24 protein-coding genes are annotated in these 18,046 nt (G+C 29.1%); 10 read left to right on the forward strand and 14 right to left on the reverse strand.

The features are described 5' to 3' along the window. The first annotated feature begins 19 nt into the window (after nt 1-19). Both ABXT48_RS07360 and ABXT48_RS07365 read left to right on the forward strand, forming a co-directional pair. Complete coding sequence (locus ABXT48_RS07360; protein ID WP_415286393.1) at nt 20-2,110, forward strand: DNA translocase FtsK 4TM domain-containing protein; 2,091 nt, start codon at nt 20-22, stop codon at nt 2,108-2,110. An 83-nt stretch (nt 2,111-2,193) separates the two neighbouring features. Beyond that, nucleotides 2,194-2,664 carry a LolA family protein gene (locus tag ABXT48_RS07365; protein WP_415286394.1) on the forward strand — a complete coding sequence of 157 codons (471 nt, stop codon included), beginning with the start codon at nt 2,194-2,196 and terminating at the stop codon, nt 2,662-2,664. On the opposite strand, the gene ABXT48_RS07370 is transcribed toward ABXT48_RS07365, so the two are convergent. Genes ABXT48_RS07370 through hisB form a run of 7 tightly spaced genes read right to left on the reverse strand, consistent with a single transcriptional unit; the run spans nt 2,665 to nt 6,530 of the window. Then, nucleotides 2,665-3,168, reverse strand: coding sequence for a GNAT family N-acetyltransferase (locus ABXT48_RS07370; protein WP_415286395.1), 504 nt, complete (start codon nt 3,166-3,168; stop codon nt 2,665-2,667). Further along, nucleotides 3,165-3,530 carry an HIT domain-containing protein gene (locus ABXT48_RS07375; protein WP_415286396.1) on the reverse strand — a complete coding sequence of 122 codons (366 nt, stop codon included), beginning with the start codon at nt 3,528-3,530 and terminating at the stop codon, nt 3,165-3,167. The genes ABXT48_RS07370 and ABXT48_RS07375 overlap by 4 nt, the downstream gene beginning before the upstream one ends. Further along, nucleotides 3,530-3,835, reverse strand: coding sequence for a phosphoribosyl-ATP diphosphatase (gene hisE / locus ABXT48_RS07380; RefSeq protein WP_415286397.1), 306 nt, complete (start codon nt 3,833-3,835; stop codon nt 3,530-3,532). The genes ABXT48_RS07375 and hisE overlap by 1 nt, the downstream gene beginning before the upstream one ends. Nucleotides 3,836-3,837: 2 nt before the next feature. After that, nucleotides 3,838-4,593: an imidazole glycerol phosphate synthase subunit HisF gene (gene hisF / locus ABXT48_RS07385; RefSeq protein ID WP_415286398.1), complete on the reverse strand. Its 756-nt coding sequence runs from the start codon at nt 4,591-4,593 to the stop codon at nt 3,838-3,840. Beyond that, the gene (gene hisA, locus ABXT48_RS07390) at nt 4,586-5,305 is read right to left on the reverse strand and encodes a 1-(5-phosphoribosyl)-5-[(5-phosphoribosylamino)methylideneamino]imidazole-4-carboxamide isomerase (protein WP_415286399.1); all 720 of its coding nucleotides are present in this window, start codon (nt 5,303-5,305) and stop codon (nt 4,586-4,588) included. Before hisA ends, hisF begins: the two co-directional genes overlap by 8 nt. A 2-nt stretch (nt 5,306-5,307) precedes the next feature. Further along, nucleotides 5,308-5,934 carry an imidazole glycerol phosphate synthase subunit HisH gene (hisH, locus tag ABXT48_RS07395; protein WP_415286400.1) on the reverse strand — a complete coding sequence of 209 codons (627 nt, stop codon included), beginning with the start codon at nt 5,932-5,934 and terminating at the stop codon, nt 5,308-5,310. Nucleotides 5,935-5,939: 5 nt separating this feature from the next. Continuing rightward, the gene (gene hisB, locus ABXT48_RS07400; RefSeq protein WP_271520795.1) at nt 5,940-6,530 is read right to left on the reverse strand and encodes an imidazoleglycerol-phosphate dehydratase HisB; all 591 of its coding nucleotides are present in this window, start codon (nt 6,528-6,530) and stop codon (nt 5,940-5,942) included. A 91-nt stretch (nt 6,531-6,621) separates the two neighbouring features. On the opposite strand from hisB, the gene hslV reads away from it, so the two are divergent. Then, nucleotides 6,622-7,137, forward strand: coding sequence for an ATP-dependent protease subunit HslV (gene hslV, locus ABXT48_RS07405; RefSeq protein WP_011281633.1), 516 nt, complete (start codon nt 6,622-6,624; stop codon nt 7,135-7,137). Beyond that, on the forward strand, nt 7,137-8,504 hold the full coding sequence (hslU, locus tag ABXT48_RS07410; protein WP_415286401.1) for an ATP-dependent protease ATPase subunit HslU: 1,368 nt from the start codon (nt 7,137-7,139) through the stop codon (nt 8,502-8,504). The genes hslV and hslU overlap by 1 nt, the downstream gene beginning before the upstream one ends. Here hslU and ABXT48_RS07415 read toward each other — a convergent pair. Together ABXT48_RS07415 and ABXT48_RS07420 are read right to left on the reverse strand one after the other, a co-directional pair. Further along, nucleotides 8,494-9,015 carry a Smr/MutS family protein gene (locus tag ABXT48_RS07415; protein WP_415286402.1) on the reverse strand — a complete coding sequence of 174 codons (522 nt, stop codon included), beginning with the start codon at nt 9,013-9,015 and terminating at the stop codon, nt 8,494-8,496. The genes hslU and ABXT48_RS07415 overlap by 11 nt on opposite strands. Then, nucleotides 9,016-9,609 carry a Tim44/TimA family putative adaptor protein gene (locus tag ABXT48_RS07420; protein WP_415286403.1) on the reverse strand — a complete coding sequence of 198 codons (594 nt, stop codon included), beginning with the start codon at nt 9,607-9,609 and terminating at the stop codon, nt 9,016-9,018. It abuts the gene before it with no gap. Nucleotides 9,610-9,667: 58 nt separating this feature from the next. On the opposite strand from ABXT48_RS07420, the gene ABXT48_RS07425 reads away from it, so the two are divergent. Further along, nucleotides 9,668-10,090, forward strand: coding sequence for an FxsA family protein (locus ABXT48_RS07425; protein WP_415286404.1), 423 nt, complete (start codon nt 9,668-9,670; stop codon nt 10,088-10,090). Then, nucleotides 10,074-10,496 carry a protein-export chaperone SecB gene (locus tag ABXT48_RS07430; RefSeq protein WP_415286405.1) on the forward strand — a complete coding sequence of 141 codons (423 nt, stop codon included), beginning with the start codon at nt 10,074-10,076 and terminating at the stop codon, nt 10,494-10,496. The genes ABXT48_RS07425 and ABXT48_RS07430 overlap by 17 nt, the downstream gene beginning before the upstream one ends. Here the strand turns inward: ABXT48_RS07430 and dnaQ are convergent. Genes dnaQ through ABXT48_RS07455 form a run of 5 tightly spaced genes read right to left on the reverse strand, consistent with a single transcriptional unit; the run spans nt 10,489 to nt 13,926 of the window. Beyond that, complete coding sequence (gene dnaQ, locus ABXT48_RS07435; RefSeq protein ID WP_415286406.1) at nt 10,489-11,160, reverse strand: DNA polymerase III subunit epsilon; 672 nt, start codon at nt 11,158-11,160, stop codon at nt 10,489-10,491. The two genes, ABXT48_RS07430 and dnaQ, sit on opposite strands and share 8 nt — an antisense overlap. A 1-nt stretch (nt 11,161) precedes the next feature. Then, on the reverse strand, nt 11,162-11,731 hold the full coding sequence (gene coaE, locus ABXT48_RS07440; protein WP_415286407.1) for a dephospho-CoA kinase: 570 nt from the start codon (nt 11,729-11,731) through the stop codon (nt 11,162-11,164). After that, entirely contained in the window at nt 11,728-12,525 is a 798-nt protein-coding gene (gene aroE, locus ABXT48_RS07445) for a shikimate dehydrogenase (RefSeq protein WP_415286408.1), read from the reverse strand. Before aroE ends, coaE begins: the two co-directional genes overlap by 4 nt. Further along, nucleotides 12,522-13,109 carry a Maf family protein gene (locus tag ABXT48_RS07450; protein WP_415302935.1) on the reverse strand — a complete coding sequence of 196 codons (588 nt, stop codon included), beginning with the start codon at nt 13,107-13,109 and terminating at the stop codon, nt 12,522-12,524. The genes aroE and ABXT48_RS07450 overlap by 4 nt, the downstream gene beginning before the upstream one ends. After that, entirely contained in the window at nt 13,102-13,926 is an 825-nt protein-coding gene (locus ABXT48_RS07455; protein ID WP_415302936.1) for a pyruvate, water dikinase regulatory protein, read from the reverse strand. Before ABXT48_RS07455 ends, ABXT48_RS07450 begins: the two co-directional genes overlap by 8 nt. A gap of 284 nt (nt 13,927-14,210) precedes the next feature. On the opposite strand from ABXT48_RS07455, the gene hemE reads away from it, so the two are divergent. The 4 genes from hemE (at nt 14,211) to rho (ending at nt 18,010) form a co-directional block, all read left to right on the forward strand. Beyond that, a complete protein-coding gene (gene hemE, locus ABXT48_RS07460; RefSeq protein ID WP_415302937.1) occupies nt 14,211-15,212 on the forward strand; it encodes a uroporphyrinogen decarboxylase in 1,002 nt (333 codons plus the stop codon). Further along, nucleotides 15,213-16,247 carry a ferrochelatase gene (gene hemH, locus ABXT48_RS07465; RefSeq protein WP_415286412.1) on the forward strand — a complete coding sequence of 345 codons (1,035 nt, stop codon included), beginning with the start codon at nt 15,213-15,215 and terminating at the stop codon, nt 16,245-16,247. After that, on the forward strand, nt 16,240-16,674 hold the full coding sequence (hemJ, locus tag ABXT48_RS07470; protein WP_415286413.1) for a protoporphyrinogen oxidase HemJ: 435 nt from the start codon (nt 16,240-16,242) through the stop codon (nt 16,672-16,674). The genes hemH and hemJ overlap by 8 nt, the downstream gene beginning before the upstream one ends. Before the next feature lie 67 nt (nt 16,675-16,741). Next, nucleotides 16,742-18,010, forward strand: a complete 1,269-nt coding sequence (rho, locus tag ABXT48_RS07475; RefSeq protein WP_415286414.1) for a transcription termination factor Rho — start codon at nt 16,742-16,744, stop codon at nt 18,008-18,010. Nucleotides 18,011-18,046 lie beyond the last annotated feature (36 nt).

Here is an 18,046-nt window from a genome sequence, read left to right on the forward strand (position 1 = left end):
TAATTAGACTCATTTATTTATGGAATTTAAAAAATTAGCCAACAATACAATTAATTTTGGCATAAATAGAATTATCGAAACTATTGGTATTGCTCTTGTTGTAATTGGCCTTCTTTTACTCGTTTCTCTTACAACCTTTTCTCCTGACGATCCTAATTTTATTTTTCCAGATAATACTGAGATTAAAAACTTACTTGGTTTTAACGGAAGTTACACAGCTGATTTTTTTTTTCAAACTTTTGGGCTAATTGCTTTATTAATTCCATTTACACTTATATTTTCTGGCATAAATATAGTTCTAAATAAAAAAATTTTTTTAATATTTGAAAGTATTTTTTATTCTGTTCTTTATTCTTCTTTTGGCTCTCTATTTTTTTCTTTTTTTTACCCTTCTGCCTTCAACCTTTATATTAATGGAAATGGTGGTTTTATTGGAAAATATTTAGAGACAACTTTTTTAACTTCTTTAATAAATATTAATTCTCAAATTTCTTATTACTTGTTAATTTTAATTATCTCAATTTTATTTTTAATTAGTGTCCATTTTAAAATTAATTACTTTTATAAAATTATAAAAAAACTTTTAGTGTTAATCTTTGTAAAAAAAGAAAGGAGCTACACTAATGAAAATGAAATAATTAGTGAGTTTATACCGCAAGAAGAAATTACTAATTTAATTCAAGAAGATTTACCTTTTATAAAAAACGAAAATAAATCTCCTAGTAAAAAAATTCGCTTCAAACTTCCTACAATTGATTTACTTAAAATCCCAACACAAAAAGATAGAGAAAAATTAAAAGATGAAGATTATATTGATGGTGAGTTTTTAGAAAAAATCTTATTAGATTTTGGAGTTAGTGGAGACATTAAGAAGGTTAGTCATGGCCCTGTGGTAACACTAAATGAATTCGAGCCAGCAGCTGGTGTTAAAGTATCAAAAATTATTAATCTCTCAGATGACATTGCTCGAAACACTAGTTCTGAATCTGCCAGAATCGCTACTATACCAGGACGTAGCACTATTGGTATAGAACTTCCAAACTCTAGTCGTGAGAATGTTTATTTAAGTGAAATACTTTCTAACTCTGATTTTAATAAAAAAGATATCAGATTACCAATTGCGCTAGGTAAGAATATTTCTGGCATTCCTGTTGTTGGAGATTTAGCTTCTATGCCTCACTTATTAATTGCTGGAACTACTGGATCAGGTAAGTCTGTTTGCATAAATACTATTATCTTATCTCTACTTTACAGACACACACCTGATAAATGTAAGTTCATACTAATTGATCCTAAAATGCTTGAACTATCAACTTATGAAGGCATACCTCACTTATTATGTCCTGTGATCACTGAAGCAAAAAAAGCTGCCTCTGTCTTAGGTTGGGTTGTTAAAGAGATGGAAAATAGATACCGACTTATGACTAAAGAAGGGGTACGTAATATTGATGGCTATAATGCTAAGCACACTTTGGCTATGCCTTATATTGTTGTTGTGGTAGATGAAATGTCTGACCTAATGCTTGTTGCTGGAAAAGAGATAGAAAACTATATTCAGAAATTATCACAAATGGCAAGAGCTGCTGGAATTCATATTATAATGGCTACACAAAGACCAAGTGTTGATGTTATTACAGGAACCATTAAAGCAAATTTTCCAACAAGAATATCTTTTCAAGTAACCTCAAAAATAGATAGTAGAACAATTTTAGGTGAACAAGGTGCGGAACAGCTACTTGGTAAAGGAGATATGCTTTATATGTCTTCTGCAAATAAGATTGTGAGAATTCATGCTCCATTTGTATCAGAAGGTGAGATTGAAAAAGTTAACAATTATTTAAGAAGTCAAGCAGAGCCAGATTATATAGATGAAATCTTAAATTTTGCTGATGAAAAAGAATTGAATGGAGAAGCTTCCGGCTCAGTAGATAAAGATGAATTGTACCAGGCAGCACTTGATATTATTAGATCAGAGGGCAAGGCATCTACCTCATTTTTACAAAGAAAATTACAAATAGGATATAATAGAGCTGCAAGAATTATTGACATGATGGAAGCTGACGGAGTTGTGAGTAAAGCTAATCATGTTGGTAAAAGAGATGTTCTTTAATGCATAGGATAATAATCATTTTATTATTTTTCAGTTTTTACCTTCCGGCCAACTCATTGCCAAAAGATAAGATAATTTCTCAAATGAAAATTACAAATAATTTAAGTTTCAATTTTTTACAAACAATTAATGATAAAAGTGAAGATGGAAAATGTATCATTGAATATCCTAAAAAAATCTTTTGTGAATATAGCAATCCTAGTAAAAAAAAATTAGTATCAAATGGAAAATCTTTAGTTATTAAAACCAGTAACAAGGGAAGTTATTATCGTTATCCACTTAACAGAACTCCTTTAGAATTTTTACTAGATAAAGAATATCTAATTTCTAAAATAGAGGAGCTGGAGCCAAGAGTTATAGACAACAAATACTTAAATTTTAAAATTTTTGAGAATAATACTGAAATTAATATTTTTTTTGATAAGAAAGAGTTAAATTTAATTGGATGGCAAACTGAAGATATTTATCAAAATTTATCAATAACGTTTATTTCTTCTGTTAAAAAAAACCAAGAGATAAATAGCAAGATTTTTAAATTACCTGAAAATAATTGATCATCTGATTAAGGTTTCAGACTTAAAATTTTTCATACCTCTAGCCAAATAATTTTTTAAAGCATTTTTATGATCTAGGGAACAAGTGTGAACCCAAACTCTTTCATATCCCATATTAAATGAACTCTTAATTGCTTCACTTAATAAATATCCTCCTAATTTTTTTCCATAATATTCTTCCAAAATTCCAAAATAAGCAATTTCTGCTTCTTTGCTTTGTTTGTTAAATAGCAGTTCAAAATAGCCAGCTATTTCACTTTTATCTTTGAGAATGTATGTAAATAGCTGATCATTAGAGATATAATCTGTCCAATTTAAGTCTGTCCAAATAAGTCTATCAATCCATTGACAATTCTTACCAATAGTTTTGTAAAAAAATTTATTTAATTGAAAATCTTTTGGGTCAGCAAGCTCTACAGAGTAATTATCTGTGGGCTTCTTAACTTCTTTTAATTCACCTAGAGACCTTATCTCTAAATAGCTTCGATAAATTTTTTCTGTCACTCAACCATTTTTCCAACTTTTTCTCCTCCAAATAAATGGAAGTGTAAATGTGGAACCTCTTGACCGCCATCTTCACTCAAATTTGTTAAAGCTCTATAGCCTTTACCTGTATCTGTTGATATACCTAGTATTTTCGAAACTTCTGTAATAGCTTTGCTTAACGCGACTATCTCTCGGTCTGAGGCTCTATTATTAAAATCATCTAAATTAATGTATTCACCTTTTGGAATAACTAAAGCGTGTATTTTTTTTTGAGGATTAATATCATGAAAGGAAAGAATATGATCATTTTCAAATATTTTTTTACAAGAAATTTCTTTTCTCAAGATTTTTGCAAAAATATTATTTTTGTCGTAGCTCATTATCTATTGTTCTTTTCTTCAATACCTGATTGTTTTTTTCTGTCTTCCAACTCTTTTAGGACATCTTCAAACTTAATATCAGCTGCCTCAAGTGTAACTAATATATGATAAATTGTATCTGCTGCTTCATGAACTATGTTAGATTTATCTTTTAGCGCCTCTTTAAGTTCACTAAATTCTTCTTCCATTTTATCTATACATTTGGACAGCCCACCTGATAATAATGATGAAGTATAAGATTTATCTTCGTCCTTATTTTTTCTGTCTCTAATTGTATTTACTAAGTTTAATAGATTTTCTGACATGTCTAAATCCTAACGGGAATTCCTCTTGAATTCAAATATTGTTTGGCTTCATTAATTGAGTGTGTTCCGTAATGAAAAATTGAAGCTGCTAGCACAGCGCTAGCATTGCCAAGCCTTATACCATCAACTAGGTGGTCCAAGTTACCTACTCCTCCCGATGCAATCACTGGTATGTTAACTATCGAAGATATTTTAAACATTAAGTCATTATCATAACCAATTTGAGTACCATCTCTATCCATAGAGGTAACTAGTAATTCTCCTGCTCCATTATCTTCCATTTTTTTCGCAAATTCTATTGCATCTATATTTGTGTTATTTCTCCCACCGTGGGTAAAAACGTCCCATTTATTGCCATTTTTTTTAGCATCTATTGCAACAACAATACATTGTGATCCAAATTTTTTTGAACTTTCAATTATCATTTCAGGATTTTGAACTGCTGCAGTATTGATTGAAACTTTATCTGCTCCACAATTTAATAATTTATTAATATCTTCAACTCTCCTAACCCCACCACCAACCGTTAAGGGTACAAAACATTTTTTAGATGTTCTTTCAACCACATCATAAATTGTGTCTCTATTTTCATTGGAAGCAGTAATATCTAAAAAACAAATTTCATCAGCGCCACCATCACTGTAAATTTTAGCTTGCTCAACTGGATCGCCAGCATCTTTTAAATCTACAAAATTAATTCCCTTAACAACTCTGCCATTTTTAACATCAAGACACGGGATAATTCTATTTTTAAGCATCTAATTCTCTCACTAATTCGTCCAATTTAATATCACCATCATATATAGCTTTACCAACTATTATTCCTTCAATATTTTTTAAACCTTTTGCTTTTTTAATGTCATCAATTGAAGACACTCCTCCTGAAATAATTACTGGGCAATTAGATACATTTGCAATATTAGTTGTTTCTTCAAAATTAGGACTTTGTTTGGTCCCATCTCTATTTATGTCTGTATAAATTAATCTGCTAGCACCATAATCATTTACTTCTTTTAAAAAATCTAAAGTCAATTGATTAGAGTTTTCCTTCCATCCTGAAACAGACAAGTATCCATCTTTAGCATCTAGACCTAAGGCAATTTTATTTGGAAATTTTTGACAAGCTTCTTTTAAAAAAATTTTATCTTTTATAGCTGCACTTCCTAAAATAACTTTTTCAACTCCTACATCTGTATATTTTTGAATACTATCAATAGTTCTAATGCCTCCACCTACTTCAATTTTTAAATCAAACTTATGAACTATTTTTTTGATAATATTGAGGTTAACTGTCTCTCCTGTTAAGGCACCATCTAAATCAACAATGTGTAAATTTTTAAAGCCATGATCTTTGTATTTACCAGCTTGATCAACTGGTGATGTTTCATATTCAGTTTTATTATTAAAGTCCCCTTTAATTAATCTCACACATTTTTTGTCTTTAATATCTATAGCTGGAAATATTTTCATATTTATAAATTTAAAAAATTTTCTATAATTTTAAGTCCTAATTTATCACTCTTTTCAGGGTGAAATTGAGTTCCAAAGATATTTTCTTTTTCAACTGAACAAGCAATGTTTGATGAATAGTCTGTTGTTGCAGAAATTACACTTTTATCATCTGGAATAAATTCATAGCTATGTACAAAATACATGTGTGATTTATTTTCTATATCCTTAAAAATTTTGCTTTCTTTAATAATACTAATTTGGTTCCAACCAATGTGTGGAAGTTTGAATTTATTATTTTGATTATTGATCTTTGAAACTTTTCCTGAAATCCAACCAAGTCCTTTTGTTTCAGTTTCTTCATAACCAAGATCTGCAAACATCTGTAAACCAACACAAATTCCTAGAAGAGGTTTTTTATTAGTTATTGCAAACTCATTGAGTGTCTCTACTAGACCATTTATGCTATTTAATGCATCAACGCAGCTCTTAAACGATCCCTGCCCCGGTAAAACTACTTTATCGCTTGATTTAATTTTATTTAGATCCGAAGTCACTTCGATATTAACTTTGTCTTTAGCAACTTCTTTAAAGGAATTTATTACAGAGCTGATATTTCCTGAATTATAATCAACGATTGTGACATTCATTAAACTTATAATGAGCCTTTAGTTGATGGAATGCTCTTTTTATTTCTGGGGTCTATTTCTAAAGCTGTTCTTAATGACCTTGCTAAAGCCTTAAAACAAGACTCAATTATATGATGACTATTATCTCCATAAATATTTTCCATGTGTAGAGTTATTCCTGCTGATTGAGAGAATGCTTGAAACCATTCTTTAAAAAGTTCTGTGTCCATCTCTCCAAGTCTTTCTACTTTTAATTTAACTTTCCAAATTAAATAAGGTCTGTTTGAAACATCAATTGCAACTCTTGTTAATGTTTCATCCATTGGAATCATTGCATGAGCGTATCTTTTAATTCCTTTAAAATCTTTCAGTGCTTTTTTTAAAGCCTCACCTATTGCTATTCCAGTATCTTCTGTTGTGTGGTGAAGATCTATATGAGTGTCGCCTTTTGCTTTAACTTTTAAATCAATTAGTGAATGCTTTGATAGTTGTTCAAGCATGTGATCTAAAAAACCTATTCCGGTATCAATTTTATATTGACCCTTGCCATCAATATTAACTTCAACACTAATGCTGGTTTCTTTTGTTTTTCTGGAAACTTTTCCAATTCTGCTCATAATATATAATATGTATATAGGGATTAATTAACTATATCAATATTTGCAATTTACTACTTGAAGAATAAAAATTAATATCCATTTATAATCTATGACTACAATAGTACTTATTAGAAAAAACAATGAAGTGGTGGTTGCAGGAGATGGCCAAGTTAGTATGGGCAATACTGTTATAAAAAGCACTGCTGCAAAAGTTAGAAAAATTGAAAAAAGAAATGTAATAGCTGGGTTTGCTGGATCAACTGCAGATGCATTAACTTTGTTTGAAAGACTAGAAGCAAAACTTGAAAAACATGCTGGTAATCTTCCAAGAGCAGCTGTCGAGTTAGCAAAAGACTGGAGAACTGACAAATATTTAAGAAGACTGGAAGCTTTAATGGCTATTGGTGATAAAGAAAATAGCTTTATAATTTCAGGAACTGGTGATGTGTTAGAGCCAGAAGGTGATGCCATAGGTATAGGATCAGGTGGAAATTATGCTTTGGCTGCTGCTAAAGTTTTATTAGATACAGATTTGAGTGCTGAAGAAGTTGCAAGAAAAGCAATTCAAGTTGCGTCTGAAATTTGTGTATTCACTAATAATAATATTAAAATTGAAAAAATTTAATGAAAGATACAAACGTTACTCCTTTTCCAAAAGAAAAAGCTGAAAAGAAAGATAACTCTTTAGTCAGTTCTTTATCACCTAGAGAAATAGTTTCTGAGTTAGATAGATATGTTGTTGGACAAAATAAAGCTAAAAAAGCAGTTGCCATTGCTTTAAGAAATAGATGGAGAAGACAAGCTTTAAAAGGTGAAATGAAAGATGAAGTTTTGCCTAAAAATATTTTAATGATCGGACCAACAGGGGTTGGTAAAACAGAAATTTCTAGAAGATTATCAAAATTAGCTGAAGCTCCTTTTGTAAAAGTAGAAGCTACAAGGTTTACTGAGGTTGGCTATGTTGGAAGAGATGTTGAGCAAATTATAAGAGATCTACTTGAAATTGCAATTGCAATGGAGAAAGTAAAGACAAGAAAAGAAGTTCATGCAAAGGCACAAAAGTTAGCAGAAGAAAAAGTATTAGATGCTCTAGTTGGAAATAAAGCAAGTCTTGCTACAAGGGAAAGCTTTAGAAAAAGATTGAGGGATGGTGATTTAGATGACAATGAAATTGAAATAGCAGTAAATGATAGTGGCCCTCAAGCTGCATTTGAAATTCCCGGAATGCCTGGAGCAAATATTGGAATGATAAATATCGGAGAAATGATTGGAAAATCTGTTGGCAATAAACAAAAAAAGAAGAAAATGACTGTCAAAGAATCTCATGAAATTTTAATTAATGATGAAGCTGACAAGTTAATAGAAGAAGATAAAATTATAAAATCAGCAAAAGATTCAACAGAAAATAATGGAATAGTTTTTTTAGACGAAATAGATAAAATTTCAGGGAGAACAGATAGATCTGGTGGAGACGTTTCTAGAGAAGGAGTTCAAAGAGACCTGCTTCCTCTAATTGAAGGAACAACAGTTAGCACAAAGTACGGTACAATTAAAACTGATCACATTTTATTTATTGCATCTGGCGCATTCCAACTAGCAAAACCTTCAGACCTACTACCAGAATTACAGGGTAGATTACCAATAAGAGTTGAGCTTGAAGCTTTAACTAGTGATGACTTTAAAAGAATTCTTAAAGAACCGGATTATAGTTTGATCAAACAATATGTTGCTCTTTTAAAAACAGAAAATGTTGAGCTAGAATTTTCTGATGACGGTATTGATGCAATTGCCAATATGGCTTCAGAAGTTAACAATACTGTAGAAAATATTGGCGCAAGAAGACTACATACTATTATTGAAAGAATATTAGATGATATTAGTTTTACTGCAACAGATAGGGCTGGTGAAAAAATAATAATAGATTCTAAATATGTAAAACAAAATCTAGATGAGCTTGTTAAAGATACAGATTTATCTAAATTTATTCTTTAAATTTATTCTTGTTTTTAAGATAGATATAAAAAGCTCCACTGCCACCATCTCCAATCTTAGCGTCTGTAGTTTCAATAATAAGTCGGGTTAAACTTTTATTGTTTTCAATAAATTCTGGAACTGAATATTTTAGTATACTCAAATCCTTTGAAAGGTAAGGATTTTCAACATTTTTAGACCTTAGTCCTTTGCCTGTAATTACTATTATTTTTGTAACACCTTCATCAAAACATTTTTGAATAAATTGTTCTACGGCCTTATTTGCTTCTTCAATCGTGTAACCATGAAGGTCTATTTTTTTTATTTTCTCATGTCTTATATTTTTTTTATGGACAAAATCTTTGTTGGGAATTTTCTTTTTAGTGTTTAAAAAATTTTCCCAGTCCTGCTTGTCTTTATCTGGGTTATTTATATCTTTTTTTTTTACAGAATTTTTATTAAGATTTTTTTTTTTGTTATTTAGGAAATTTTCCCAATCTTCTTTGTCTTTGTCTGTTATCTTCTTAATCAATTAGGTAATAGTATTAATTAATAACCAATTTGGATTTAATGATTTAATGTCTTTTGAAAAAACCCAAGTATCATAAACAGTTTTTATTTTCTCACTATCTCCTGAGACAATCTTTTTATCTTTATCTTTTATGCATGTTATAATTTCACTAACAAAATCCACTGTAACTTCTAAGCTGTCTTCAATTTTTTTATGAGTTTTAATTACAGCTGACTTAATCCCTATAAAAGTTATTTCAGCAAAATGACCTTTATTAGCTCTTTCTTCAAGAGCTTCTTTAAACTGGTCATAAATTTTTTTACCCAAAAGAGGTTTGCTTGCTATCAGCTTGTTATCACTATCACTAAAATCTGTAATAATTGTTTCATAAGCAATTTTTGCACCTTCTAAAAATTCTTTTTGTGACACTTCATCAAAATTTTCACCAATTGGTTTTGGGGCTATATTTATTTTTTGAAATTCTTTTTCAAATTTTGGTGGAATTTTTCCTTCAGAACCAGTTTTTTTACCAAGTATTCCTCTTAAACGAAGAAAGATGAAACCAGCAATCATTGCTAAAAGAATAATATCTATGTATTCAAAACTATAACTCATAATTTAATAATATTTACTATGTTGATTAATTACAACTAGCAATTTAGACTAAAGACAAATGAACACATTTTTATTATTACTAATTGGCATTCCTATTATTGAGATTTACTTGTTCATCAAGTTGGGTTCTCAAATTGGAGCCTTTAACACGATTTTACTCATCTTTATTACAGCTTTTTTTGGTATTATCTACGCCAGATATGAAGGTTTTAACACTCTAAAATCAGGAATGTCTCAAATGGTAAAAAATGAACTTCCAGTTTATGAAATTATTTCAGGCGCAGCTTTAGCATTTGCAGCATTACTTTTAATTTTACCTGGTTTTGCTACAGACTTATTGGGTTTATTAATAATATTTCCACCAACAAGAAAATTGATATTTAAAAAAGTATCAATTAAACAAAAGCCTATAAATAAAAAACAAGATTTTATTAATGGTGAATTTGAAGATATAGAGGATGAAAATGACAGAAAATTTTAAAATTATAGGCAGCTTTATTAAAGATATGTCAAGTGAAACACCAAATGCTCCAACATACATTTTTGTAAGAGATAAAATTTCTAAATACAGATTAAATATTGATATTAATTCTAAGGCAGTGAAAAACGGAATTATTGAAGTCAATACAATGTTAAAATTTTCAGATCAGCCTGAAATTTTAAAAAAAGCACATTTTGAAATAATCTACACCTCTATAGTCAAGGTGGATGAAAAAGTTTCTGATAAAAAAGAAATGGAAAAAATTATTTTATGTGATGTGCCTAATAAAATTTATCCAGACTTAGAGAGAATATTTTTAAATTTATTAACCGACTCTGGTTATCCTGGAATAAAATTTGAAAAAAAAGTTGATTTTACTGAATTGTATAAACAAAGAGCTAATTAAAAAAATTTTTCTTTAAATTATTTTTTAAATATTCCTTATGAAGTTTAAGTTCTGCCTCTGATGGTTTGACCACTTTTTTACAATACTGGTTTATATCATTTGAATTTATTATTATTTTTTCATTATCTTCATTTTTAAAATTTAAGGTTGGTTCTTTTTGATCAAGAAGATTAATATAAACTTTAGCTAACAGATCACAGTCAATTAAAGCTGTATGTTGTGTTCTTTTTGAATTATCTACTCTGTATCTTTTACACAATGCATCAAGACTTATAGGAGAGCCTGGGAATTTATCCCTAGCTAAAGCAAGTGTGTCTACAACATTTTCGCTATTTAGTTTTTTCTTACCTAGTAATGCTAATTCGTTGTTTAAGTGGGATAAATCAAATTCAGCGTTGTGTATTACAAGTCTCTTATTTTCTATGAAGTCCAAAAACTCATTCACTATTTCTCCAAACTTTTTGTGAGTAGATAAAAATTCATCCGTATAACCATGAACTTCTAGGGCTTTTTCAGAAACTTTTCTTTCAGGATTAAGATAACAGTGAAATCTATTTTTTGTTGGTATCAAATTTTCCAATTCGATACATCCAATTTCTACAATTCTATGTCCATCTCTAACAGATAGTCCTGTAGTTTCTGTATCTAGTATTACTTCTTTCATTTTATATAATTTTTTTTAAAATTTTTTTTACACTTATCTTAACAAGCTTATTGGTAAAATTATTTTTAATAATATGATTAGCTTTTTTCTTTTTGTAACTAAGTGGTAACTGCATTTTTTTAAATTGACTATATAAATTTAAGTTAAAATTATCTCTCTTTTTTAGTCTTTTTATAATCTCACTTTTTTTTGACTGAACAAAAACTATTATATCACTTTTCTCGTTTAATTTATTTTCTAATAAAAGAGGGATGTCTAAAATTATGGCTTTTCTTTTTTTATTTCTTTTTAGAAAAATAGATAATTTCTTTCTAACTTCTGGATGAATAATTTTCGTAATTTTTTCTAAATTTTTTTCACTATCCTCTATTGCTTTTATAATTTGTATTTTATTTGCTGGAAATACTGAAAAATATTTAGGTAAATTTTTTTTTAGTTTTTTAAAACAATTTTTATTTTTTTTATATATGCTTGCCACCTCTTGATCAGCATTAAAAACTGGATGACCAAAGAGTTTAGCGATATGACTTTTTCCAGAACCTATATCTCCTACCACTGCAATTTTAATCATACATCAAAAAGATTGATTGTTTCTTTGTCTACTTCTGGAACAACTTTATGCCAGATAAAAAAGGCTTTTTGAGCCTGATAAATAAACATCATTTTACCATTTTTTGTTATTCCACCATACTTTTTTGCATTCTTTAAAAAGTTAGTTTCTGGTGGATTATAAATTACATCATAAAAAAATTTGTCTTTGCTAATTTGTTGATAATTAATATTAATTTCATCTTCTTCTTTTAATCCAACACTTGTTGCATTTATGATTATATCAAAATCTGAAGTTTCTCCCCATTTAATTATTTCAATCTCTGGAAAGTTTTTCTTTAGCCCTATTGCTTTTAATTCTGTTCGATTGCTTAAATAAATTTTTTCAATTTGCATTTTTTTAAGCGCAATAATAATTGAAGAAACAACCCCGCCCGCCCCAAGTATTAGAGCTTTTTTATTTTTAGTTTCTTGTTCTGTTTTTTCTAAACTAAGTTTAAAACCTTCAATATCAGTATTATCGCCTATAATTTTATTATCCTTTTTATAGATTGTGTTCACTGATTGAGAAATTTCTGCTTCTTCACTTAACTCATCTAAAAGAGGTATAACCTTTTTTTTAAATGGTACTGTTATATTTATCCCATGAATTTTTTCTTCTCTAATATTAAAAATTAAACCATCTATCTCATTATTGTTTAAAAGCTTTTTTTCATAAACTGCATCAATTTTATATTTTTTAATCCAATAATTATGTAGTTTTGGCGATAGGCTATGATCAATTGGATTTCCTATAACTAAAAATTTTTTTTTCATTTTATAATATTAAGATATTCTTTAATTTTTTTAACTGGAAGGCCCATGATTGTATCTTCATCACCTTCTATTTTTGAAAATAAACTTCTTCCTTCTCCTTCAATTTGATAAACATTATAAGCATAGAGGTCTTTATCAGAAATTTTTTTTAAGTAATTCTCTAGTTCCAAAAAGGTCATATTTTTCATGGTTAATGAGGCTTTATCCGTGTAATTCCATATCATCGATCCACCCCTTGAAATACAAACCGAACTTATCAATTGATGAGTTTTTCCATTCATCCTTTTTAATATTTTTAGTGCCTCTGCTCTATCGTTTGGTTTTGATATTATTTCACCCTCTAAATCTATTACGCTATCTGCTCCAAGCACCATTTCCTCTGTAAACTTTTGGCTTATTTTGTTGGCCTTTAATTCTGCTAAATTTTTTGAAATAATTGTTGGAGTTGCCTTTTCTTTTAATAAACTTCCTCTAACACTATCCTCATCCACGTTAGATGGCTCTATTTTACACTTAATGTTATTTGCCTCTAAAATTTTTTTTCTCACACCACTTTTTGATGCAAGTATAATTTCTTTAACCATTATTTTTATTTATTTCATATATCTTAATTATCGATGCTGCAGTTTCCTCTACTGATTTTCTAGTAACATCAATTGTTGGCCATTTGTACTTGATAAATGTTTTTTTAGCTTCGTTAATTTCTTTTTCAATCTTACTAATATTTGTATAGTTCGTATTTTCTTTTTCTTTAAGAGCATTCATTCTATTTTTTCTAATATCGACCAATCGCTGGGGTTCGGCTGTTAAACCAATTACACAAGAAAGTTTAGGATTCCTTTTTAAACTTTCTGGTATTGATTGTTCGTTTACTAAAGGAATATTTAAAGTTTTATAACCTTTGTTGGCTAAATAAATTGATGTTGGTGTTTTACTTGTTCTACTTACTCCTAATAATATCAAGTCTGCCTTACTTATATCTTCAACAAGGTTTCCATCGTCGTGGGCTATAGTAAATTGGATAGCTTCAATTCTTTCATAATACTCTTCGTTCAAAACATGTTGTCCACTTGGAACATGGGATGCCTTCTGGTTTAAAAGTTTAGAGAAGTTCATTATTAAATTTCCCAAAACGCTGAAGCATGGAATTTTTTTGTCCTTTCCTTTGTCTGCTAAAAACTCTGCAAGAGAAGTGTCAACGATTGTATATAAAATTATTGCATTATCATTTTTTTTTGCTTCTTCCATTATTTTAGAAACTTGATTTTCCGTTCTTGTAAAAAAATAAGACTTAACATCATATTTGATGTTTTTGAATTGAGCTTTAATTGCTAAAAACACTCTATCCAGAGTCTCCCCAGTGGAGTCAGAAATAAGGTATATTTGATATGTATTACTCATGTATTAAAAGTTGATATTTAAGTATTATTTTTATCATTTTTTAAAATAGTGATGTTTTTTATTTTTCACTGTAAAAACTTGTTTTTATTAACATTAATAAACATGTGGACTATTAATATACATTTTATCTAATAAAATTAAATAAAGGTCTAATTTATAAAATATAATTCACTTCTATAAATTATTAATTGTTAATAAATCATGTATAAAATGTGTAAAACAATTAATTACCGATATTCACATACTATATAACTAATACTATAATTAAATATTTACTTATTATTATGACACCCATCCAAGAAACCATAATAAACAAAAAGACAACTAATTCTCCAATATGGCTAATGAGACAAGCAGGTAGATATCTTCCAGAGTTTAGGGAGATTAGAAAACTAAATCCAAACTTTATTAATCTATGTTTAAATGAAAATTTATCATCAGAAATAACTCTACAACCTTTAAAAAGATTTGAGTTAGATGCGGCAATAATTTTTTCAGATATTTTAATGTTACCGCACGGATTAAATCAAAAAGTAGAATTTAAAAAAGATTTTGGTCCACAACTTGGCTCATTAGATTTAGATGACTTATCTAAAGTGGATGAAATTGATTTTATAGAAAAATTATATCCAATTTATAAATCAATTAAAAAAGTAAGCGAAAATAACTTAATCAAAAACAAAAACGTAATAGGTTTTATTGGAGCACCGTGGACATTATTAGTTTATATGATTAATAAACATTCACCAAAAAAAAAGTTAATAAAAGATTTTTTTAAGGATGAGTTTTTAATAAACAGGATTCTAATAATTCTAGAAAAATTTTTGAAATTACATATTGACCAGCAAATAAAAAGTGGTGCAACTGTGATTCAGATTTTTGATAGTTGGGCTGGTTTGTTGGAAGAAAAAGACTTACCAAACTATATTTATATTCCAACACTAAATTTAGTTGATTATGTAAAATCATTGAACGTACCAGTAATTTGTTTTCCAAGAGGAGTAAAAAACTATAAAAATTATTGTGATATTATTAAACCTGATGCTGTCAATATTGACTATGATGTAAATCCCATTTCTATATGTAAAGAAATTAATATACCCATCCAAGGGGGGCTTGATCCAAAGATATTATTAACTGATAAAGAAAATTTGAAAAAAGAAGCAAGAAGATATCTAAATGTATTCAAAGATCATCCCTATATCTTTAATTTAGGCCATGGCGTATTGCCCCAAACAGATCCTAACATGGTGGATTATTTAGTGAAGATGGTAAAAGATTATTAAATGAAAAAAGCAATTATTTTATTTAATCTTGGAGGTCCAGATAAATTAGAAAATGTTGAACCCTTTTTATTCAATTTATTTAATGACCCAGCGATTTTAAATCTACCAACTTTTTTAAGATATCCATTAGCAAAACTAATCTCTAATAGAAGAGCACCTGTTGCTAAAAAAATTTATGCAGAACTAGGTGGCTCATCACCCATATTAAAATTAACCAAAGAACAATCTAATGCTCTAGAAATAAAACTAAATCAAACACAAGAGGAAGATGAATACAAGTGCTTCATCATAATGAGATGCTGGAATCCAAGAGCTAAAGATGTGATTAAAGATGTTCAATTATATGGCCCAGACGAAGTTGTCTTAATGCCACTGTATCCCCAATACTCTGCTGCAACATCGGGGTCTTCAATTAAAGAATGGAAAGACGTTTGTAAAAAAAATAACTACCATGTTAAAACAAGCACAATATGCTGTTACCCAACAGATCAGAATTTTATTAACGCTCACACAAAAGAGATAATAAAAAAAATTAAAGATCTTAAAAACTTTAAATTAATATTTTCTGCGCACGGCTTACCAGAAAAAAATATTAAAAAAGGAGACCCTTATCAATGGCAAGTGGAACAATCGGTTAAAAAAATAGTTGAGAGTTTAAATGATGAGAATCTTGATTGGATATTAAGTTATCAAAGTCGAGTTGGTCCACTAAAATGGATAGGACCATCTACAGAAACTATAATTATTGAAAATTCCAAGATTGGCAAGCATATCGTTTTGGTCCCTATCGCGTTTGTTTCCGAACACTCAGAAACCCTCGTTGAGCTTGATATAGAATATAAAGAAATAGCAGATGCTAATGGATGTAAAAATTACACAAGAGTTCCAGCGCTTGGAATTAATGAAGATTTTATTAGAACAATGTCGGAATTAATAATTAAAAAAAATGAATATAAGATTAATGAGAATCTTTATCCACCTAAGATACAGTGTCCATCTAATTTTAAAAAATGTCCTTGTTTAAATTATGAATAGTTATTTATTATTCAAGAGCCTGCATTTAATAGCAGTAATCTCCTGGATGGCAGGTCTTTTATACTTACCCAGAATTTTCGTATACCATGTAGAAAATTCAAAAGATAAAAACACTTCTTCAATATTTAAAACAATGGAAAGAAAATTATATTTTTACATTATGACACCAGCAATGATTTTAACTTGGGTGTTCGGATTAATTTTAATTTCCTCTTTGGGTTTCGGAGTTCTTTCTGCAACTTGGATTAAACTAAAATTGTTGTTAGTGATTTTATTAACCTTATATCATTTCTATTTATCCAAACTTCTTAGTGATTTTAATTTGGATCAAAATACTAAATCATCTAAATTTTTTAGAATAATTAACGAAGTACCAACAATATTGCTTATTTTGATTGTTTTTATTGTTATTTTTAAGCCCATCTAAGCTTGTAATAATTTAAAGAGTATATATATTTATCTCATCCTACAAAAATTTTAACCCCCCCCTACTCATGAATATACAAGAACTTAAATTAAAATCATCTGAACAATTAATCACGCAAGCAGAAGAGCTTGGTATTGAAAATGCTAGCACACTTAGAAAGCAAGAAATTTTATTTGCTATATTAAAAAAAGTTGCAGAAAAAGAAGAGATAACTGGAGCAGGAGTTTTGCAATTATTACAAGATGGATTTGGTTTCTTAAGAGCAATGGAATCTAATTATTTAGCTGGACCAGATGATATTTATGTTAGTCCAAGTCAGATAAGGAAATTTGGTCTGAGAACAGGAGACACGGTTGAAGGTCCTGTTAGAGCCCCCAAAGAAGGAGAAAGATATTTTGCATTATTACAAGTAGAAAAAATAAATTTTGAGGAGCCAGAAAAAGCTCGTCACAAAATCGCATTCGATAATTTAACTCCACTTTACCCAAATAAACAAATGGTGATGGAAGTTGAGACAACAAAGATTGAAAAAAAACCAGATTTAACTCCAAGATTAATCGATCTTGTGAGCCCAATAGGAAAAGGTCAAAGATCGATAATTATTTCACCTCCTAAAGCTGGTAAGACAATGATTTTACAAAGTATCGCTAACTCAATTGCTAAAAACTATCCAGAAAGTTACTTGATGGTTTTATTAATTGATGAGAGACCTGAAGAAGTAACGGACATGAAAAGAACAGTTAAGGGAGAGGTTATCAGTTCTACATTTGATGAGCCTGCTTCAAGGCATGTTGCTGTTGCTGAAATGGTAATCGAAAAAGCAAAAAGATTAACAGAGCATAAAAAAGACGTAGTAATTTTATTAGACTCAATAACAAGGTTGGGTAGAGCTTATAATGCTGTGATACCAAGTTCTGGAAAAGTTTTAACAGGCGGTGTCGATGCAAATGCATTGCAAAAACCAAAAAGATTTTTTGGTGCTGCAAGAAATATTGAAGAAGGTGGATCTTTAACAATCATCTCAACAGCGTTAATTGATACTGGATCAAGAATGGATGAGGTTATTTTTGAAGAATTTAAAGGAACAGGAAATAGTGAAACAGTTCTAGATAGAAAAATTGCAGAAAGAAGAATTTATCCAGCAATCGATATAACCAAATCTGGAACAAGAAGAGAAGAATTGCTTTTCGATAAAGATGATCTTTCAAAAATGAATGTACTAAGAAGAATAATTAGTCCCATGGGAACAATGGATGCAATTGAATTTATTAATTCAAAACTTAAAGAAACAAAAAGTAATGCAGACTTTTTTAGCTCGATGAATAAACCAGCTTAATATTGTTGCACCATCACCTATTAATTTAAAGTTTTA

Source organism: Candidatus Pelagibacter sp. Uisw_101 (genome assembly GCF_047727615.1).
GTDB lineage: Bacteria > Pseudomonadota > Alphaproteobacteria > Pelagibacterales > Pelagibacteraceae > Pelagibacter.

Excerpts from the sequence above, each read along its gene's own strand:
- ABXT48_RS07360 (WP_415286393.1), top strand. The coding sequence starts at position 20 with ATGGAATTTAAAAAATTAGCCAACAATACAATTAATTTTGGCATAAAT.
- ABXT48_RS07365 (WP_415286394.1), top strand. The coding sequence starts at position 2,194 with ATGAAAATTACAAATAATTTAAGTTTCAATTTTTTACAAACAATTAAT.
- ABXT48_RS07375 (WP_415286396.1), bottom strand. The coding sequence starts at position 3,530 with ATGAGCTACGACAAAAATAATATTTTTGCAAAAATCTTGAGAAAAGAA.
- hisE (WP_415286397.1), bottom strand. The coding sequence starts at position 3,835 with ATGTCAGAAAATCTATTAAACTTAGTAAATACAATTAGAGACAGAAAA.
- hisF (WP_415286398.1), bottom strand. The coding sequence starts at position 4,593 with ATGCTTAAAAATAGAATTATCCCGTGTCTTGATGTTAAAAATGGCAGA.
- hisA (WP_415286399.1), bottom strand. The coding sequence starts at position 5,305 with ATGAAAATATTTCCAGCTATAGATATTAAAGACAAAAAATGTGTGAGA.
- hisH (WP_415286400.1), bottom strand. The coding sequence starts at position 5,934 with ATGAATGTCACAATCGTTGATTATAATTCAGGAAATATCAGCTCTGTA.
- hisB (WP_271520795.1), bottom strand. The coding sequence starts at position 6,530 with ATGAGCAGAATTGGAAAAGTTTCCAGAAAAACAAAAGAAACCAGCATT.
- hslV (WP_011281633.1), top strand. The coding sequence starts at position 6,622 with ATGACTACAATAGTACTTATTAGAAAAAACAATGAAGTGGTGGTTGCA.
- hslU (WP_415286401.1), top strand. The coding sequence starts at position 7,137 with ATGAAAGATACAAACGTTACTCCTTTTCCAAAAGAAAAAGCTGAAAAG.
- ABXT48_RS07420 (WP_415286403.1), bottom strand. The coding sequence starts at position 9,609 with ATGAGTTATAGTTTTGAATACATAGATATTATTCTTTTAGCAATGATT.
- ABXT48_RS07425 (WP_415286404.1), top strand. The coding sequence starts at position 9,668 with ATGAACACATTTTTATTATTACTAATTGGCATTCCTATTATTGAGATT.
- ABXT48_RS07430 (WP_415286405.1), top strand. The coding sequence starts at position 10,074 with ATGACAGAAAATTTTAAAATTATAGGCAGCTTTATTAAAGATATGTCA.
- dnaQ (WP_415286406.1), bottom strand. The coding sequence starts at position 11,160 with ATGAAAGAAGTAATACTAGATACAGAAACTACAGGACTATCTGTTAGA.
- coaE (WP_415286407.1), bottom strand. The coding sequence starts at position 11,731 with ATGATTAAAATTGCAGTGGTAGGAGATATAGGTTCTGGAAAAAGTCAT.
- aroE (WP_415286408.1), bottom strand. The coding sequence starts at position 12,525 with ATGAAAAAAAAATTTTTAGTTATAGGAAATCCAATTGATCATAGCCTA.
- ABXT48_RS07450 (WP_415302935.1), bottom strand. The coding sequence starts at position 13,109 with ATGGTTAAAGAAATTATACTTGCATCAAAAAGTGGTGTGAGAAAAAAA.
- ABXT48_RS07455 (WP_415302936.1), bottom strand. The coding sequence starts at position 13,926 with ATGAGTAATACATATCAAATATACCTTATTTCTGACTCCACTGGGGAG.
- hemE (WP_415302937.1), top strand. The coding sequence starts at position 14,211 with ATGACACCCATCCAAGAAACCATAATAAACAAAAAGACAACTAATTCT.
- hemH (WP_415286412.1), top strand. The coding sequence starts at position 15,213 with ATGAAAAAAGCAATTATTTTATTTAATCTTGGAGGTCCAGATAAATTA.
- hemJ (WP_415286413.1), top strand. The coding sequence starts at position 16,240 with ATGAATAGTTATTTATTATTCAAGAGCCTGCATTTAATAGCAGTAATC.
- rho (WP_415286414.1), top strand. The coding sequence starts at position 16,742 with ATGAATATACAAGAACTTAAATTAAAATCATCTGAACAATTAATCACG.